The 17099-nt window shown below is 68.2% G+C and carries 17 protein-coding genes; 6 read left to right on the forward strand and 11 right to left on the reverse strand.

What is annotated here, in order from left to right:
* Window positions 1-206: 206 nt before the first annotated feature.
* From JWQ81_RS02055 to JWQ81_RS02080, 6 genes are all read right to left on the reverse strand, one after another.
* Window positions 207-761, reverse strand: a complete 555-nt coding sequence (locus JWQ81_RS02055; protein WP_297537024.1) for a DUF742 domain-containing protein — start codon at window positions 759-761, stop codon at window positions 207-209.
* 6 nt (window positions 762-767) lie between these two features.
* Complete coding sequence (locus JWQ81_RS02060) at window positions 768-1190, reverse strand: roadblock/LC7 domain-containing protein (protein WP_297537025.1); 423 nt, start codon at window positions 1188-1190, stop codon at window positions 768-770.
* Window positions 1191-1576: 386 nt separating this feature from the next.
* On the reverse strand, window positions 1577-2185 hold the full coding sequence (locus tag JWQ81_RS02065) for an ATP/GTP-binding protein (RefSeq protein ID WP_297537026.1): 609 nt from the start codon (window positions 2183-2185) through the stop codon (window positions 1577-1579).
* A complete protein-coding gene (locus JWQ81_RS02070; RefSeq protein ID WP_297537027.1) occupies window positions 2166-2948 on the reverse strand; it encodes a DUF742 domain-containing protein in 783 nt (260 codons plus the stop codon). Before JWQ81_RS02070 ends, JWQ81_RS02065 begins: the two co-directional genes overlap by 20 nt.
* A gap of 26 nt (window positions 2949-2974) precedes the next feature.
* Window positions 2975-3355 (reverse strand): roadblock/LC7 domain-containing protein, encoded by a 381-nt coding sequence (locus JWQ81_RS02075; protein WP_297537071.1) that lies wholly within the window; start codon window positions 3353-3355, stop codon window positions 2975-2977.
* A 98-nt stretch (window positions 3356-3453) separates the two neighbouring features.
* A complete protein-coding gene (locus tag JWQ81_RS02080) occupies window positions 3454-6588 on the reverse strand; it encodes a nitrate- and nitrite sensing domain-containing protein (protein ID WP_297537072.1) in 3135 nt (1044 codons plus the stop codon).
* 634 nt (window positions 6589-7222) lie between these two features.
* Here JWQ81_RS02080 and JWQ81_RS02085 point away from each other — a divergent pair.
* From JWQ81_RS02085 to JWQ81_RS02100, 4 genes are read left to right on the forward strand one after another with little or no spacing between them, the layout of a single operon-like run.
* Complete coding sequence (locus tag JWQ81_RS02085; protein ID WP_297537028.1) at window positions 7223-8242, forward strand: ABC transporter substrate-binding protein; 1020 nt, start codon at window positions 7223-7225, stop codon at window positions 8240-8242.
* Window position 8243: 1 nt separating this feature from the next.
* Window positions 8244-9014 carry an ABC transporter permease gene (locus JWQ81_RS02090; protein ID WP_297537029.1) on the forward strand — a complete coding sequence of 257 codons (771 nt, stop codon included), beginning with the start codon at window positions 8244-8246 and terminating at the stop codon, window positions 9012-9014.
* Window positions 9011-9820, forward strand: coding sequence for an ABC transporter permease (locus JWQ81_RS02095; RefSeq protein WP_297537030.1), 810 nt, complete (start codon window positions 9011-9013; stop codon window positions 9818-9820). The genes JWQ81_RS02090 and JWQ81_RS02095 overlap by 4 nt, the downstream gene beginning before the upstream one ends.
* A gap of 11 nt (window positions 9821-9831) precedes the next feature.
* Window positions 9832-10692, forward strand: a complete 861-nt coding sequence (locus JWQ81_RS02100; RefSeq protein ID WP_297537031.1) for an ABC transporter ATP-binding protein — start codon at window positions 9832-9834, stop codon at window positions 10690-10692.
* A gap of 54 nt (window positions 10693-10746) precedes the next feature.
* Here JWQ81_RS02100 and mdlC read toward each other — a convergent pair whose 3' ends face one another.
* Genes mdlC through JWQ81_RS44755 form a run of 3 tightly spaced genes read right to left on the reverse strand, consistent with a single transcriptional unit; the run spans window position 10747 to window position 12681 of the window.
* Window positions 10747-12333, reverse strand: coding sequence for a benzoylformate decarboxylase (gene mdlC, locus JWQ81_RS02105; protein WP_297537032.1), 1587 nt, complete (start codon window positions 12331-12333; stop codon window positions 10747-10749).
* A complete protein-coding gene (locus JWQ81_RS02110) occupies window positions 12330-12515 on the reverse strand; it encodes a DUF397 domain-containing protein (protein WP_297537033.1) in 186 nt (61 codons plus the stop codon). The genes mdlC and JWQ81_RS02110 overlap by 4 nt, the downstream gene beginning before the upstream one ends.
* Complete coding sequence (locus JWQ81_RS44755; protein WP_366942242.1) at window positions 12493-12681, reverse strand: Scr1 family TA system antitoxin-like transcriptional regulator; 189 nt, start codon at window positions 12679-12681, stop codon at window positions 12493-12495. Before JWQ81_RS44755 ends, JWQ81_RS02110 begins: the two co-directional genes overlap by 23 nt.
* Before the next feature lie 71 nt (window positions 12682-12752).
* On the opposite strand from JWQ81_RS44755, the gene JWQ81_RS02115 reads away from it, so the two are divergent.
* The gene (locus tag JWQ81_RS02115) at window positions 12753-12965 is read left to right on the forward strand and encodes a zinc finger protein (protein WP_297537034.1); all 213 of its coding nucleotides are present in this window, start codon (window positions 12753-12755) and stop codon (window positions 12963-12965) included.
* The gene (locus JWQ81_RS02120; RefSeq protein WP_297537035.1) at window positions 12962-13429 is read left to right on the forward strand and encodes a hypothetical protein; all 468 of its coding nucleotides are present in this window, start codon (window positions 12962-12964) and stop codon (window positions 13427-13429) included. Before JWQ81_RS02115 ends, JWQ81_RS02120 begins: the two co-directional genes overlap by 4 nt.
* On the opposite strand, the gene JWQ81_RS02125 is transcribed toward JWQ81_RS02120, so the two are convergent.
* Together JWQ81_RS02125 and JWQ81_RS02130 are read right to left on the reverse strand one after the other, a co-directional pair.
* Entirely contained in the window at window positions 13426-14100 is a 675-nt protein-coding gene (locus JWQ81_RS02125) for a copper homeostasis protein CutC (protein WP_297537036.1), read from the reverse strand. The two genes, JWQ81_RS02120 and JWQ81_RS02125, sit on opposite strands and share 4 nt — an antisense overlap.
* 11 nt (window positions 14101-14111) lie before the next feature.
* Window positions 14112-17000: a nitrate- and nitrite sensing domain-containing protein gene (locus JWQ81_RS02130; RefSeq protein ID WP_297537037.1), complete on the reverse strand. Its 2889-nt coding sequence runs from the start codon at window positions 16998-17000 to the stop codon at window positions 14112-14114.
* Between the last annotated feature and the right edge of the window lie 99 nt (window positions 17001-17099).

Below are 17099 nucleotides of genomic sequence, written 5' to 3' on the forward strand. Positions count from 1 at the left end.
AGCGTGTCGGACACGTCACCGAGCCAGGCACTCCACTCACCACACTGGCCCAGTTCCACGACTACCTGACCGCTTCGGGCATCACACCGGAAGACCCCAACAAACCAACGCTTTAATTATCGGCAAGACCTAAGTTCCAGGCATTGGCGTTGAACGCCACAAGGATGGCCCCGAGGGGTCCTTTGCTCCGGCCGCCAGAGGGGCCGTCAGAGGGCGCGGAGGCCTTGCAGGACGCGTTCCATGAACTCGCGGGACGAGCGGTCGCCGAGGGACAGGCCGGTCTGGTGGATGATCACGAGCCCGGCGTCGGCCATGTCGCCGGCGAGCACCTTGACCACGCCCAGTGGCAGGCTGAGGTATGCGGCGATCTCGGCCACCGAGCGGGCGTCGGCGCACAGGTCGCAGATCGCGCGGTACTCGACGGGGGCGGCGCCGCGGTTGGAGCGGCCGAGGTCGCTGGTCGACACCATCGCTTCGAGGGCCAGGTCGTGATCCGAGCGGGTGCGCCCGCCGGTGCGAGCGTAGGGGCGGACACGAGAGCGCGGCTGTGACGACTGTGCCGACTGCGACGACTGCGTCGCCGGAGACGAGGACGGCGTCGGAGCGGCTACGCGGCGCTGGCCGTTGGCCTGGACCTTGACCAGCGTCGACACCCGGCTCAGGTCGAACCGGCTCGGTGAGTCCAGGCCTTCACGCTCGGCTCCCCGGTGCAGCATTTCCCAGGCACCGGTGCTCTCTTCGTCCTGCCGCGAGGTGCTCATCGAGTTCTACCCACGCACGCCGCCCTGGAGCTGCGCGCGCAGCTCCGGGGTCAGTTGCTGGCCGACTCGGTCCACCAGCAGCGTCATCTCGTACGCCACGGTGCCGATGTCGCTGCCGGGCGCGGCCAGTACGGCCAGGCACGATCCGTCGCTGACCGACATGAGGAACAGGTACCCGCGCTCCATCTCGACCACGGTCTGGTTGACCGCGCCGGCTTCGAAGCACCGGGCGGCTCCCTGGGTCAGGCTGATCAGCCCGGACGCCACCGCCGACAACTGCTCGGCACGGTCCTGCGGCAGGCCTTCCGACGGCGCGAGAAGCAACCCGTCAGCCGAGACGACCACCGCGTGGGCGGCGCCGGGAACTCGCCGCACGAAGTCCGTGATGAGCCAGCCGAAACCGCCGGACTGCTGGCCGGAAGCCGTCACTGCCCCTCCTCACTGCCGTTCGACACGCGCATCGGCGCGTAACCCGCCGTAAGCGTATTCGTCCCGCCAAACGTGTCGACCCGGCTCCCCGGTACCCGAGTTACACCCACCGTAGGCAGGTGGGCGCGGACCGCATCGACACATGGTGAACCGTGCATTGTTGCGTGACCGGACCACACCGGACCAGAACCGATCTTGGAGCATGTTACCGCAGGTGGAACGGCATTTACCGACACTGGACCAAACAGGACACCGGCATCTTCGACACTCGGCGGGGCTGTCCGGCAGCCTCCCGGGTGACATCACTCCCCAATGCGGGTGAAGCCTCCGGAGTTCACTCCAACGGCCGCACCGAGACGGGTTTTTCACCCAGCAGGTGGGTCTTTCTAGCCCGCCTGCAAGGCCGCGTCGTGCTCGATCGCGTGCTGCACCACCGAAATCAGCACCTGCTTGGCCGAGTCCCGCTCGCGCGCGTCACAGGCCATGATCGGTACCGAGGACGAGATCGTCAGCGCGTGGCGGACGTCCTCGATCTGGTGATGCAACAACCGATCGAAGCAGTTGATCGCCACGACGTAGGGCAGGTTCCGGTTCTCGAAGAAGTCGATCGAGGGGAACGCGTCGGCCAGCCGCCGCGTGTCCACCAGTACGACCGCGCCGATGGCGCCGATGGCAAGGTCGTCCCACATGAACCAGAACCGGTGCTGCCCCGGCGTACCGAAGACATAGAGCACGAGGTCGGAGTCCAGCGAGATCCGCCCGAAGTCCATCGCGACCGTGGTGGTCGTCTTGTTCGGCGTCGCCGAGTTGTCGTCGACGTCCGAACTCGCTTCGGTCATCAACGCTTCGGTGGTCAGCGGGTCGATCTCCGAGACCGCCCCCACCAGCGTGGTCTTTCCGGATCCGAATCCGCCGGCGACCACGATCTTCGCCGAGGACGTCGGGCCGGTGACCGCCGACGTGTTCGCGTCGGAGTCAAATTCTCCGAAGGCCACTGAGCACCCTCTCCATGAACTCGATACTCGGCCGGTCGCCCACCGCGGTATTCCCGGAGTGCACCAGAACCAGCCCTAGGCCTGCAACGTCACCAATCAACACACGCACCACGCCGAGCGGCAACCGCAGCAGGGCCGCGACCTCCGCCACCGAGCGGGTGTCCAAGCAGAGATCACAGATCGAGCGGTGTTCGGGAACCCGGACGCGGTCGAGCAGCCGTCCGTGCTCACTGGTCGAGATCAGGGCCTCGATCGCGAGGTCCTGGGTGGGCCTGGTCCGGCCCCTGGTGCGGAAGTACGGCCGCACCAGACCGGAACCCGGCTCGGGGTCGGGGTCGGCGAACTCTTCGAACCGCTCGTCGACGTACTCGGTGCTCGCCTGCGTCGGCAAGGCCGCCGCGAGCGGGTTTTGTTCGTCCAGACCGAAGGAAGGGTGCTCAGAGGTGTACAGCGGACCGCTGGTGCCACCGAACAGTTCGGAGCCGGGACCGCCGAGCAACCGCTCGCGGAAGTCCTCGACGCTGAAGTCGGCCGGTCCGGGGCCGGTCACGGTCTCGACCGGCGCCAACCACGTCGCCGGTTCTTCGACCGGGTTCTCCTGCTCGGAGCCGCCGGAACGGCGCGAACGCCATTCACGGTCAACCTTGTCCCGGAACGACTTCCAGGTTTCCGGTGGGACCGGAGTACCCGTCTCGTCCCGCCGGTGGCCGCCCGAAAAGTCGTCACCGGACCGGTCGTTGCCTCTCGCACGCCCGTCGTTCATGACCTTCTCCTCGGTGTCCGCGCGATTCAGCGACGCACCGCGCCCTGCAACTGGGCACGCAGTTCCGGCGTCAGCTGCTGACCGACCCGATCGACCAGCAGTGTCATCTCGTAGACCACCAGTCCGATGTCGCTGTCCGGCGAACCCAGCACCGCGAGGCACGAACCGTCGGACACCGCCATGATGAACAGGAACCCGTTCGCCATTTCGACGACCGTCTGTGCGACCGTGCCGCCCTCGAACACCTTCGCGGCGCCGCGGGCGAGACTGGTCAAACCCGAAGCCACCGCGGCGAGCTGGTCGGCGCGGTCCTTCGGCAAACCCCGTGAGGACGCCAGTAACAAACCATCCGCGGAGACGACCACGGCATGCGCCGCGCCCGGCACCCGATGCACGAAATCGGTGATGAGCCAGGCAAACGTGCCCGACTGACCCGATGACTTACCCGGTTGCGCCTGGTTGTTGGGCTGCGCCTGGCCCCCCGGCTGAACTGCACCCGCCCGTGTCACTGCCACTCCTCACTGCTGTCTTCGGACGAGGAACTCATGCTCCCGCCGCTCACCGAAACACCCTCGTCGGCTCCCCTGCCGGCCGCCGGCTGCTCTTTCATCGCATGCCGGCCGGAGGTGTACCCGCGCTGGAAACTCGCCATCCGGCTCCTTGCGGCTGTCGCCGACCTCGCGATCGACGCCTTGCCCGGCAGACCGGCCGCGACATCGGCGAACACGTCCGGCTGTTCCGGGGTGTTCACCGACCCCGGCACCAAGTATGCGTTGGGCACCCGCTTGGGCAACCCGGCCGGGGTGATTTCCTCGTCCTTGGACTCGAGTAGCGCCTGCGCCGCCTGCCAACCGCTGTCCGACGCGCTTTGCCAGCTCGAAGCTTCGACCGGTTCGATCCGCTCCTCCTCGCGACTGACCTGCGGGGACCCGAATCCCTCCAGGCCGCCCAAGTCATCATGACCGCCCGAGCCCTCGTCCGCGACCGTCGAGGCCGATGACGCGTACTCGGCGAAGTCGGTGGACGGCGCCTGCGCGGCCTCGGCAGCGCGTTCAGCGGACTCCGCCTCGTCACCGTCTTCACTGAACCAGCGCGAAAGCACCGACTGGTAGATCGGCAGCCGCCTGGTCGGGACGTCGTCCTCGAGCGCCGTCGAACCCGTTTCATACGCGGGCTCCGCGGGCTCGGGCTCCTCCGCCGGCGTGACCGGAACGTACTTCGGCTGGCGTTTCGGCAGCACCAGCGGCGTGTACTGGGTGTCCTTCGCGTCGTCGTCGCCGGACGCACCTTCGCCGTTGACGTAGGTGTGGTCCTCGCTCGTCGGCCAGGCCGGCATGCTCTCCGCCGGTTGCCGGACCGGCAGATCGGACGCACTCGGGATCGACGTCGGCAGCGGGTTCGGCGCCGACGTCGGCGAGCTCAGGAACGCCGCGTTGTTGCCGCCGACGAGGTCGTCCAGGCTGATCGGCTTTTCGAGCGGGGTCAGCCCGTTCGCGTCCTTGACCGGCGCTGCCGGCGAAGACGACAGCGGTGCCGGCGAGTCCGGCGGGGTGTACGGCTGCAAGCCGCTCTGCGTGGAGTCCGCGTACGACCGGCTGGACGAGTCCTCGAACGACCGGTTGATCGGCGGGATGGACTGACCGGAGGTCTCGGACCGCGACGCGCTCTGCAGCAGCCGCGGGTCGACCCGGACCGAGGTGAGCAGGTTCGCGGGCACCAGGACCCTGGCGATCACGCCACCTTCGATGTCCTCGTTCTCCCGCAGGCGCACCTCGATGCCGTGGCGCTGGGCCAGCCGCGCGACCACGTACAGGCCCATCCGCCTGGTCACCGAGACGTCCAGGTCCGGCGGGTCGGCGAGGCGCTGGTTGACCTCGGCGATCTGGTCCTCGGACATGCCGACGCCGTGGTCGGTGACCTGGATCGCGAGGGCCTTCTTGCGCGTGACCACCGCGCGGACGGTGATCTTGGTTTCCGGCTCGGAGAAGTACGTCGCGTTGTCGAGCAGTTCCGCGAGCACGTGCACGAGGTCGTGGATGGTCAGGCCCTGGACGGCGACGTCGGGCACCGCGCCGACCTCGATCCGCGCGTACTGCTCGATCTCCGAAACCGCGGCGCCGATGACGTCGGCGGCAGGCACCGGCTTGGGCACGGACTTCGCGAGGCCGGCACCGGAGAGCACCAGGAGGCTTTCACCGTTGCGCCGCAGCCGGGTGGCCAGGTGGTCGAGCTCGAACAGGCTCGCCAAGTGGTCGGGGTCCTGCTCATCGGCCTCGAGCCGGTCGATGACCCCGAGCTGGCGTTCCACCAGCCGCTGGGACCGGCGCGAAAGGTTCACGAAGATGCCGTTGACGTTCTCCCGCAGCAGAGCCTGCTCGGACGCCATCCGGACGGCCTGTTCGTGCACCGCGTCGAACGACCGCGCGACCTCGCCGATCTCGTCGCGCGAGGTGATCGGAACCGGGGTGACCGCGCGCTGGGACGCCCGGATCGGGTCCGGGTCGTCCAGGATCGCCTGCACGGTTTCGGGCAGCCGGGTGTAGGCGACCTCGAGGGCGGTGGTCCGCAGCACCCGGAGCGGACGCAGCATCAGCCGGGCGATCGCGAGCATCAGGATCAGCGCGACGATCAGCGCCGCCAGCACGATCCCGATCTCCCACCACGCCGAGGAGGTCACCGAGCTGGCCAGGCTGTTGGCCTGCGTGCGCATGTCGTTGAGCAGGCTGGTCTCGACCGCGCGCAGCTTGTTCGACGAGACATTGCTGTCGGTGGCGAGCTGGGCGCTGTTGATGTTCGGCGGCTCTTGGTTGTTGTTGGCCGCGAGCGACTCCACCCGGATCCGCTGCCGGTCGTCGACCTCGGCGCCGCTGTAGGTGTCGGTGTAGAGCTGTTCCTGCTGCGGGGTGGCGTTCGCGGAGAACTGGTCGATCGCCGCCTGCCCGCTCGCTTCACCGTCGATGACCTGCTGCAGGAGGTCACCGGGGAACTCGTTGTGCAGCACGCCGATCTCGAGGGCGGCGTCACCGCGGGCGATGAACTCCTTCGCCTCGGTGAGGGACTGCGTGACGGTCGCCTGGCGGAGCAGTTCACGGTTGGTGACCGACGTGGTCACTTCACGACCGAGCTGGACCAGCGAGCTCAGGATCGCGGAGTAGGCGTTGAGCGCCGAGGCGTCGGAGTAGGACGAGGTGCCGATCGCGCTCCGCAGGGCCTTCAGCGCGTCCAGCCGCTGCAGACCCTGGTTGTACCGGTCCTTGGTCGCCTGGTCGGTGTCCAGCTTGCTCGCCGAGGAGTGGAGATCGGCGACGAAACTGTCGACCTTCGCGATCTCGCTGTCCAGCGGAGCCTGCTGGGCAGGGTCCTTCGACGCGATCCGGATGACCGACAGCACGCGTTCCTGCTGCAGTTCGTGGATGGTGGCCGTCACCTTGATGGCGAAGTCGACCTGGCTGACGGTCTGCTGGAACTGCTGGGCTTGCTGGAGTTCGTCGGTGGCCCGCAGGCCACCAAGCACCAGGGCGGTGAGCGTGGGCACGATCAGGATGACCGCGAGCTTGCTGCGCAGCTTCCAGTGGCGCACGCCGAACAGCGAGCCGGTCCGCTTGACCGCTCGTTCCTTGCCCGGCTGGTCCGCGGGCACGTTGCCGTGCGCGGAGTCGCCTCCAGCCCCCGAGGTGTCTTTTGTCGGCACCGCTGCTGTCCTACCGTCGTTTCGCGAGCTGAAGACGTCTTCAGCGTTCTGGTCGACCACTACCGGACACCCACCTCAGTGGGACGATCGGCGTTCGCCGATCTTGAGGTGCGGGGTACGGACGGACGGGTTCGGATCAGCACCGTACGTTCCGCTCGGCCATCCGTGGGGCTCACTCTCACTACAATTGATGGTCTGTACCTGATCGCAGGAGCAGAGGGTAGCGAACACATCGCGAAGATGTAAGCCTTCTGGCGGTGGGGTAGTCAATTGTGAGGCAGGACCTGGGGGCACAGCGTAAGGACGATCTTCTCGCCGAACACCGTGAGTTATCAAAACAGGACCAGACCCACAGAGTCACTCCCTGTGGTCCACATTGCACCCGTTGTCTCCAACAGTTTCACCCTATCAGGTGATACAGGTCACCTTTGGACCCGAACCGAACACCGACTGTACGGTAGCCGCGCCGTTCTCTAGAGTAGCCGCGCGACCGGTTCATGTTCCTCGCCGACGCAGTACATGGGGCATCGCGTTAACTAGCCACCCGGTCCACAAGACCGTGACCAGCTACAAGGAGCTTGTTGTGCTTCGACACGTCATCACCGCCCGGGGGACGAGACGGCGCGCCGTTCTCGGCCTGACCATGGCCGCACTGCTGGCGGCGGGGTCGCTCACCGGCTGCAGTGCCCTCGGTGGCTCCACCAACTCGTCGTCGGGCAACGCCAGCGTCGAAAAGTCGACCATCAAGGTCGCCATCCTCCCGACGATCGACCTGTCGCCGCTGTTCCTGGCGCAGAAGGAGGGGTACTTCAAGGCCGAGGGCCTCAACGTCCAGATCGTCAACGCGGCCAGCGGCCAGGCGACCCTGCAGAAGGTGATCAGCGGCGAGGTCGACATCGCGTTCGCCACGTACGTGCCGTTCTTCCTGGCCAAGAGCAAGGGCGTGGCGGACATCAAGCTCGTCGCCGACTCCGTGTCGGCCAGCCCGAACAGCAACCTCATCGTCACCAGCCCCAACTCGTCGGTGAAGACGGTCAAGGACCTCGCGGGCAAGCGCATCGGCGTCACCGCGACCGGGACCGCGTCGGACACGCTGACCAAGGCGATCATGAAGGCGAACGGCATCGACTACACCAAGGTGCAGTTCGTGCCGACGCCGTTCCCGAGCATGGCGGCCGCCCTCACCCACGGCGACATCGACGCCGCGTACATGGCCGAGCCGTTCATCACGCAGGCCGAGAAGAGCATCGGCGCGGTCAAGGTCGTCGACGTCGCGTCCGGGCCCACCGAGAACTTCCCGATCGCCGGCTACGGCGCGCTGGCGAAGTTCCTCACCGAGAACCCGAAGACGGTCGCCGCTTTCCAGCGCGCGATGAAGAAGGCCTCGGACCAGGCCTCCGCCGACCGCGCGAAGATCCAGCCGCTCATCGTCTCGGACGCCAAGGTGGACGCGGACACAGCCGCGCTGGTGACCCTGCCGAACTACCACTCGACAATGGACCCGTCGCGCCTGCAGCGCGTGCCGGACCAGCTGCTCGAGCTCGGCCTGATCCCGTCGCGGATCGACGTCACCCCGATGCTCGCCGCGCAGCCGACCAGCTGACGTGACTCGTCTTCTCCGCAACCTGGCCGGCCTGCTCGGCTTCTTCCTGATCTGGGAAGTCGCCGTGCGGGCCGGCTTGGTCGATGAGCGGTTCCTGCCGCCGCCGAGCCTCGTCCTGACCAGGGTCGTGCAGATACTGGGCCAGCCGGAGTTCCAGGCCGACGTCGTCGCTTCCGTGCTCGCGTGGCTGATCGCGATGCTGATCGCGATCGCCATCGCCGTCCCCGCGGGCCTGCTGCTCGGCAGCATCCCGTGGCTGCGCACCGCGACCAGGGCGATCGTCGAGTTCCTGCGGCCCATCCCGTCGGTCGCGCTGATCCCGCTGGTCGCGCTGCTCATCGGCGGCGGACCCGGCGCCAAGATCACGCTCGCGGTATATGCGGCCGTGTGGCCGATCCTGTTCAACACCATCTACGCGCTCGCCGAGATCGACCCGGTGCTGCTCGACACCGCGAAGTCGTATGGCACCGGCAAAACCCGGGTGCTGACCTCGGTCGCGCTGCCGCACGCGGCCCCGTTCGTCTTCACCGGGATCAGGATGTCCGCGGCCGTCGCGCTGATCGTGGTGGTCAGCACCGAATTCGTCGCCGGTGCCGCGAAAGGCATCGGGAACTTCGTGCTCGAAGCGAGCAGCGGTTCTCCCCGGACGGACCTGGTGCTGGCCGGGACCGTGGTCGCCGGGCTGATCGGCTACCTGATCAACGAAGGGCTCGAACGCCTTGGCCACCGGTTGTTCCGCTGGAACACCGCCGCCCAGGAGGTGGGCGCGTGACGACGTTCCGCACCGGGGTCTCGAAGGGCCTGTCCTCGATTCTCCGCAACTGGTTGCTGTTCCTCGGTTTCCTGGTGTTCTGGGAGGTCGCGACGCGGCTGGCGGCCTCGCCGTTCTTCCCGCCGCCCACCAGGATCGTCGCGAGCGCGGCGCAGTTGTGGTTCACCGGCCCGGCTTCGCAGCTGTTCCTCACCGATTCCGTGTTCGACAACGTGTTCCTGAGCCTCGGCCGGGCCATCGGCGGCTGGGCGATCGCGTCGGTCGTCGGTATCGTGCTCGGTACCGCGCTTGGCCGTTCGCGGACCGGAATGGACTACGTAGGCCCGCTTTTCGCCTTCTTCCGAGCCATTCCGCCGCCAATGCTGGCGCCGGTGTTCCTGCTGCTGTTCGGTATCGGACCAGGAATGCAGCTCGCCACCATCATTTTCGGCGGGGTCTGGCCGGTGCTGCTGAACACCGTCGACGGCGTGCGTTCGGTCGACAGTGTGAAGCAGGAGACCGCGCGTTCGTTCCGGACGCCGCGGGCGTACTGGATCGGCATGGTCGTGCTGCCGGCAGCGGCGCCGAAGATCTTCTCGGGGCTCAGGCTCGCCTTGTCGCTTTCGCTGATCCTGATGGTGGTGTCCGAGCTCGTGGGCGCCTTCAACGGGATCGGGTACTCGCTGGTCGCGGCCCAGCAGCTGTTCGACCTCCCCGCCATGTGGTCCTGGATCGTCCTGCTGGGCATCCTGGGTTACGGGCTCGACGCGCTGCTGCGCCTCGCCGAGCACAAGGTGCTCGGCTGGCAGCCGGCCCGCAGCAAGTAAGGAGAACGCCGATGTCGACCATGCTCGAGGTCACGGGCCTCAACCACAGCTACGGCAAGGGCGCCGACGCGCAGATCGCCGTCGACAACCTGTCGTTCACCGTCGAAGCCGGGCAGCTGGCGTGCATCGTCGGGCCGTCCGGCTGCGGCAAGTCGACGTTGCTGCGGTGCGTGTCCGGGTTGGTCGCGCCCAGCGCGGGCACGGTCAGCCTGCACGGCGACCGCGTCGACGGCGTCCCCGACGACCTCGCCGTCGTCTTCCAGGACTACAGCCGCTCGCTGTTCCCATGGCTCACCGTCGCCCGCAACGTCGAATTCCCGCTGCGCTGGGGTGGGCTGAGCAAGGCCGAACGCCGCGAGCGCGCGCAGGAAGCACTCGACTCGGTGGGGCTCAGCGGCGCGGTCAGCGGGAAGTTTCCCTGGCAGCTCTCGGGTGGCATGCAGCAGCGCGTGTCCATCGCCCGTGCGCTGGCCAGCCGTCCGGCGCTGCTGCTGATGGACGAGCCGTTCGCGTCCGTCGACGCGCAGACGCGGTTCGAGCTCGAAGATCTGCTGCGGCGGGTCCAGCGCCAGCAGGGCAGCACGGTTCTCGTGGTCACGCACGACATCGACGAGAGCGTGTACCTCGGCGACCGGATCCTCGTGCTGTCGAAGTCACCCGCGAGCATCGTCGCGGACCTGCCCGTCGACCTGCCCGTCGAACGCAACCAGATCACCACCCGCGAGTCGGCGGAGTTCGTCGCCCTGCGAGGGGAGGTCGCGCGGTTGCTCACCGGCGGCGAGGTCCTCGCCAAAGCCGACACGGCGGAGTGGGACCTCGCCGAGCAGACCTCTGCCGCTGCTGCTCCCACTACGGAGACGACGGCGCCGTAGGGTGGCCCCGAGGGCACGCTAGCCGAGCGAGCAGCGGCAGATGATCTAGCGCCGCTAGTATGAGGGCGGGACGTCCCCGTCGATGACGACGTGAAGCAGTGTCGGACGGTCCTCGACGAGTGAAGCGGCGAGGGCGGCCTTCAGCTCTGAAGCCGTCTCCACGCGGTACGTGACACAGCCCAGACCGCCCGCAACAGCGCCGAAGTCGATACCGCCGAGCTCGACGCCCGGGAGCTTGCCCGCGCCGAGCGCGTCACCGAGGACGCGGACAGCGGCGTACTGGGCATTGTCCAGGATCACGAACGTCACGGGCAACTGCTCCCGCGCGGCCGTCCACAGTGCCTGGATGCCGTACATGCTGGAGCCGTCGCCGATGACGGCCACGATCTTGCGGTCCGGGCGGGAAATCGCCGCGCCGACGGCCGCGGGGAGGCCGTAGCCGAGAGAGCCGCTCGCCATGGTCAGGAAGCCGGAGTCCGGCGAAGAAATGGGCAAGTGGTCGTGCAGCATGTTGCGGTGGCTCGGGGCCTCTTCGACCACGATCGCGTTGTCCGGCAAGGAATCCGAGAGCTCGGCGTAGACGTACGCGGCTGAGAGCGGAGACGTTTCGGTCGGCCGCGAGGGTCGGACCAGCGCCGGCGGCGGCCGGCGGTCGGACGCGCTGACGACGTCGAGCAGCTGCCGGATCGCGAGCTTCGGCGTCGCCCGGATCCCGGTGCCCTCGGCCCGCGCGAGGATCTGCTCGTCGTCGCTGACGACGAACAGCGGCGGCAGCCGATACGAGGTTTCCGGGCGGACGACGTGGTAGGTGAACGCCGGTGCGCCGATCACGACGACGACGTCGTGCTCCCCCAACGCTTTCGCCGTCGCGCCGCGCTCCGGCTGCAGGAAACCCCGGAACAGCGCGTGGTTCTCCGGAAACGAGCACCGCGACGACAACGGACTCGCCCACACCCCGGCCTTCAGTCGCTCGGCGAGCGCGACGACGTCCTCCACCGCGAAGTCGGCATCCACACCAGGCCCGACGACAAACCCCGGCCTGACACTGGCGTCCAGCGCGTCGGCCAGCTCCCGCAGCGCGTCCGGGTCCGCCGCGAACCCGGGCACCCGCCGACGCGCCGGGACCAAGGTCGACATCTCGACATCCCAGTCGTCCGCGGGCACTGAGACGAAAGTGGGGCCCTGCGGTGCCTGCGTCGCGATGTGGAACGCGCGCTCGATGGCCGCCGGGACGTCCTGCGCACGCGCCGGTTCGCAACTCCACTTGACGTACGGCTTGGGGAACTCCGCCGCGTCCGTCGCCCCGAGGAACGGGTCCCCTGGCAGCAGCGAACGGTTCTGCTGCCCGGCGATGACGACCATGGGCGTGTTGTTGCGGTACGCCGTGAACACCGAGCCGAGCCCGTGCCCGACCCCGCCGGCGGAATGCAGATTGACCAGCACGGGCTTGCGCGCGGTCTGAGCGTACCCATCGGCCATCGCGACCACGACGGACTCCTGCAGCCCCAGCACGTACCGGAAGTCGCCAGGCCAGTCGGTCAGGAACGGGACCTCGGTCGTGCCCGGGTTGCCGAACACGGTCGTCAGCCCTAGCTCCCGCAGCAGCTCACGGGTGGCGTCACGGACCGTACGAGGAGTCATGCCCCGAGCTTGCCATCCTTAACCACGGTAAGGAAAGCACCCCAGGTCACAGCCGGGACTTCGAGCGCCCCGGCGGCACGGTTCTTGGTGTCCCGGACCCCCACCCGTTCCGCGCGGACGACCTCCACACACGCACTGTCTTCGCTGCTGTAAGTGGACTTACTCCAAGACCTGTCGGTCAAATTCGGCCTCCAACTCAGCGATGACGTCCGAGAGCAGCGCTAGCCATCCGCAACCCGCAGGGACGATCTGCAGGGCCAGGGTCTTCAACTTGACTACCTCCAGTAGGTGCCGAAGCTGGTGTGCCACGACTTGTGGTGAACCGATCATGGCCGCTAATCCGACCATTGATCACCACGAAAGCCAAGTCACCCGTTGCACAGTTTGCAGTACAGATTTGTACCGGAAACACTCGTTCCATGCTGAGATGGCAACAAGCACAGGGGAAACGGCACGCGCTGGACGGACTGCCACCGCGTCCGGGGGAATCGTTCGAGACTTTGTGCGGCCAGGTTGTCGAAGTCGTGCGGGCCGACATTCCGGAGCTCGGGGGCCAATGGTTCGCGTGGACCTGCCGGGAATGTGACGCGGTGTGGCGGCGCCGGGAGAACATCCCGCAGTTCGTGTCGTGATCGAACGTGACGAGCAGCTGCTGGAGCGGCTGCAGGACCTGGACAAGTCGCTCGCACCGGACATCGCCTGGCTGCTGAGGAACCCCTGCGGCGACACGCCTCGAGCAGACGGCCTGCGGGACCTCGGCGAGCGGCTCAGCGCCCTCGGCGAAGCGCTGCTGAAGCGGTCCGACGAACTCGATCGGCACGCGGCCGTCCGGCTGCCGCCCGAGGGTTGGATCCCCGAAGCCGGACCACCCGCCGGTCGGATCCGGGCCGCTCACTACGTCGGCCGGGGCGAACTCCGCTACGGCCCGCTCTACCTGGCCACCTGCGGAGCCCCCTGCCTTCCCTTCTACGGCAAGGACCCCACCCACCGCATCGCCCGCCACCCCCGCTGCACCGCCTGCACCAGCGCCGCGGCCAGTCCAGAGCTCGTGAGTGTCCGGCCGGTTAGAACCAGCGGGAACACTCACAAGTCCTAGTCCTTCACGAGGGCACTCCACTCGCGGACGGCATCTGTGGAGACATCGACAGCCCAGCCGCCGGGGCGGACGGCGCTGCCGACGTGGAAGCCTCGGACGCCGCCGGCGCGCAGCAGGTGCACCTGCGACGCCTTCAGCCCGCCGCCGACCAGCAGCTCCGGCCCGGGCCGCGAGACAAACTCCTGCAGCACACCCAAACCGCTCGCGACGCCGTTGGCGTGGCCAGCCGCCAGGACTGTGTCGCAGCCGAGTTCGGCGAGCTGGTCGTACGCCTTCAGCGGGTCGCGCGCACGGTCGATGGCCCGGTGGAACGTCCATTTCAGCCCGGTCAGCTCGCCGGCGAGCGCGCGGCACGACTCGACGTCGACCTCGCATTCGTCGTCGAGGAAGCCGAAGACGAACTCCCGCGCGCCGGCCTCGACCAGCTGAACGGCGTCCTTCCGCAGCTGGTCGAGGTCTTCCGGCGCGAAGGAGTTGTTGTCGCGCAACATGACGCGCACGGGAATGTCGACGGCTGAAAGCACGTCACGCACCACCTCGACGGACGGCGTGAGCCCGTCGGCAGCCATGTCGGCGACGAGTTCCAGGCGATCCGCACCGCCGGTCTGTGCACGCTCGGCGTCCACCGCGCTGAGCGCGATCACTTCGAGCAGGCCGGTTTTCGAGCTCATTGACCATCCGTTCAAGAAGTTGTGGAGTTGTCGTCACCCCTCGCGTGACGGCCTCGGCGGACACCGCCCTGCAGGCTGGTCATCCGCTCCCGGACCGCGTCAGGGGACAGTGACAGTACCGGCCGCTCCTCGATCGGCGGCGGGTACCGTCCGTCCTCGTCGGAAACGGGCCGCGGTATCCGCCTCGGCAGGGCGGGCCAGGTGTCCTCGGCGCCGTCCTCCTGCTCGAGCTCGGCGTCCGTCGGCCACTCGGGCTCGGAGCTGAACGCCGACCAGGACTCGGGCGCCAGAATGCTCTGCAACGCCGACGCGGTCTCGGGCTCGGGCTCGGGTTCGGGCTCGGGTTCGGGCTCGGGCTCGGGTTCGGGCTCGGGCTCGTGCACCACGGCCGGCACTATGACGGTCTCCGCGTCCGAGAGCATCCCGGACACGACGTCGGGCATGTCCTCGGGCTCGACGACAGGTTCCGGCTCCGGCTTAGCGACAGCAACCGGCTCAGGCTCGACGACAGGCTCCGGCTCTGACTCTGGCTCTGGCTCCGCAACCGGCTCGACGACCGGCGCGGGCTCGACAATGGCCGCGGGCGCCGCTGGGTGCGCGACTAGCGCGGGCGGCGACTCCAGCTCCTGGAGCGGGTCCGCCTGCTGGTCGCCGCCGGCTTGGAACCATCGCGCGAGCACGTCCTGGTACGCCGGCATGCGCTCGGTGGGCGCGTCGATGTCCAGCGGATACGGCTCGGCGTCCGTCGTGGGCCACGCCATCAATTCCGGCTCGACGACCGGGGCCCGGCGCGGTGGCCCGGGTTCCAGTACGGACTCGAGCGAAGGCATCTCGGGCATCGGCTCCGGCTCGACGACCGGCGCGGGCGGCTCGATCGGCAACGCCGGCCGTTCCACCGGCGGCGGCACCGCGGTCACCAGCGCCGCGGGCACGACGACGGTCGCGGTCAGGCCGCCGCCGTCAGCCAGGTCGAGCCGGACGTCGATCAGATGCCGTTTCGCCAGCGACGCGACCACGAACAGGCCCATCCGCCGAGACACCTCGACGTCGACCTCCGGCGGGTTCGCCAGCCGCGCGTTGGTGCGGTCGATCTCGGCCCTGGCCATCCCGGTGCCGTGGTCGGTGATCTCGATCCGCCACGCGCCGGTCTCGGTCGCCGAGCTGGCGAGCGTCACCATCGTCTTCTCGCCCGAGTACATCGTGGCGTTCTCGAGCAGTTCGGACACGACATGCACAAGGTCGTTGACCGCCACGCCGACGACGCCGAGCTCCGGTCCGGCGGTGAGTTCGACCCGCTGGTAGTGCTCGACCTCGGACAGCGCGGCACCGATGATCTCGTCGGCCGACACCGGCGCCGAAACCTCGCGGCCGAGTTCCGTACCGGACAGCACCAGCAGGTTCTCGCTGTTGCGCCGCATCCGCGTCGCGAGGTGGTCGAGCTCGAACAGGCCGCCGAGGGTGTCCGGGTCCTGCTCGTCGGCCTCCATCCGGTCGAGCACCGACAGCTGCCGCTCGACGAGGTCCTGGCTGCGCCGAGACAGGTTGACGAACATCGAGTTGACGTTCTCGCGCAGCATCGCCTGCTGTCCGGCCAGCCGGACGGCCTCACCGTGCACCGCGTCGAACGCGCGCGCCACCTGGCCGAGCTCCTCGCGGCTGAACACCGGCACCGGCGCGACGGCCGTGCGTCTGCTGAACGTCTCGGGCCGCGGCTCGGGATCGCTGAGAATGCCTTCGATCGCTTCGGGCAGTTGGTGCTCCGCGACGTCCAACGCGCTGCGCCTGAGGATCCTCAACGGCTTCAGCAGCGAGCGCGCGATGACGACGGAGAACACCCCGGCCACCAGCAGGACGCCGAACACGATGCCGCTGTCCCAGATCGCGGACGTCCGCGCGGCCGCGGCGAGCGCGTCCGTCCGTTCCTGCATCTGCACGATCAACGCCTGCTGGACCTGATGGGCGAGGTTGATCGTGTAGGTGGCGGAGGTGTCCCACTTGTCCGGGTCGAGGCCCGTCAGGTTCTGGTTGTTCTCGGCGCGCTGCAACGCCGACTCGACCATGTTGTTGCCGATGTCGACGACCAGTCCGATGACGGTGTCGTTGTACATCCGCTGCTCGTCGGGGGTGGCGAAGGTGCGGTAGTCGTTCTGCGCGGACTCCAGTTCCGCCTCCGCGCCCAGCAGCGCGCGCGTGCGGTCGTTGGCGAGGCGGCCCACCGCGAGGGCCTCGGCCATGATCGCGCGCTTGACCGACATCTGGTTCTTGACCTTGGCCAGGGCGTTGCTGGCCAAGCGGAGGCGGGCGAGATCGGGGTCGGCGATGTCGGCGGCCTCGGAGCCGCTGATGTCGAGCACGCCCGAGATGAGCTCGCTGTAGGACTGCAACACGGCGTCGGCAGGGTACGCGGAATGTTCTGCGGAAAACCTCAGACCGGTCAGGACGCCGAAGCGGTCCGTGGTCTGCTGAAGCGCGGACGCGGCGCCTGCCGAGAGCTGCGAGCGACTGTCGGCGAAGGTCTTGTTCAACGTGCCGATCGCCATGTCGACCCGCTGGCGCTGGCTCTGCACCTCACCGATGTCACCTTGACGCGAGCCCGCCACATAGCGGACTGTCAGGTCTCGTTCCCGTTGAAGCTGGTGCACGACTTCGGTGACCGAGCTGTCGACCCGGCCTCGCGCGGCGAGTTCGGCAAGCTGCTTGGCATCGCCGAGGTCGGACTGGACACGCAGGCCGACCAGCGCGACCACGGCCAGCGCGGGGATGAGCAGAACGACGAACAGCTTGGTCCGCAGCCGCCAGTTGCGGAGCCGCCAGTTGCCGCCGCTGGCCTCGATCTCGGGCCTGCGGGCAGCAAGATCCGTCGCGTCGCCCGGTTGGGCACGCTTATCGCGACGGGTCACCTGTAATCCTTATCCGACCGCAGTCTGTTCTCACCGCGGCACCTCACACGCGGCCGATCTCGGGCACCGTCGGATAACCTACTGAAGAGTAACGATTTT

Origin of the sequence: Amycolatopsis sp. (assembly GCF_025464955.1) — a bacterium.
Lineage (GTDB): Bacteria > Actinomycetota > Actinomycetes > Mycobacteriales > Pseudonocardiaceae > Amycolatopsis.

Excerpts from the sequence above, each read along its gene's own strand:
- JWQ81_RS02055 (WP_297537024.1), bottom strand. The coding sequence starts at position 761 with ATGAGCACCTCGCGGCAGGACGAAGAGAGCACCGGTGCCTGGGAAATG.
- JWQ81_RS02070 (WP_297537027.1), bottom strand. The coding sequence starts at position 2,948 with ATGAACGACGGGCGTGCGAGAGGCAACGACCGGTCCGGTGACGACTTT.
- JWQ81_RS02100 (WP_297537031.1), top strand. The coding sequence starts at position 9,832 with ATGTCGACCATGCTCGAGGTCACGGGCCTCAACCACAGCTACGGCAAG.
- mdlC (WP_297537032.1), bottom strand. The coding sequence starts at position 12,333 with ATGACTCCTCGTACGGTCCGTGACGCCACCCGTGAGCTGCTGCGGGAG.
- JWQ81_RS44755 (WP_366942242.1), bottom strand. The coding sequence starts at position 12,681 with ATGGTCGGATTAGCGGCCATGATCGGTTCACCACAAGTCGTGGCACAC.
- JWQ81_RS02115 (WP_297537034.1), top strand. The coding sequence starts at position 12,753 with ATGCTGAGATGGCAACAAGCACAGGGGAAACGGCACGCGCTGGACGGA.
- JWQ81_RS02125 (WP_297537036.1), bottom strand. The coding sequence starts at position 14,100 with ATGAGCTCGAAAACCGGCCTGCTCGAAGTGATCGCGCTCAGCGCGGTG.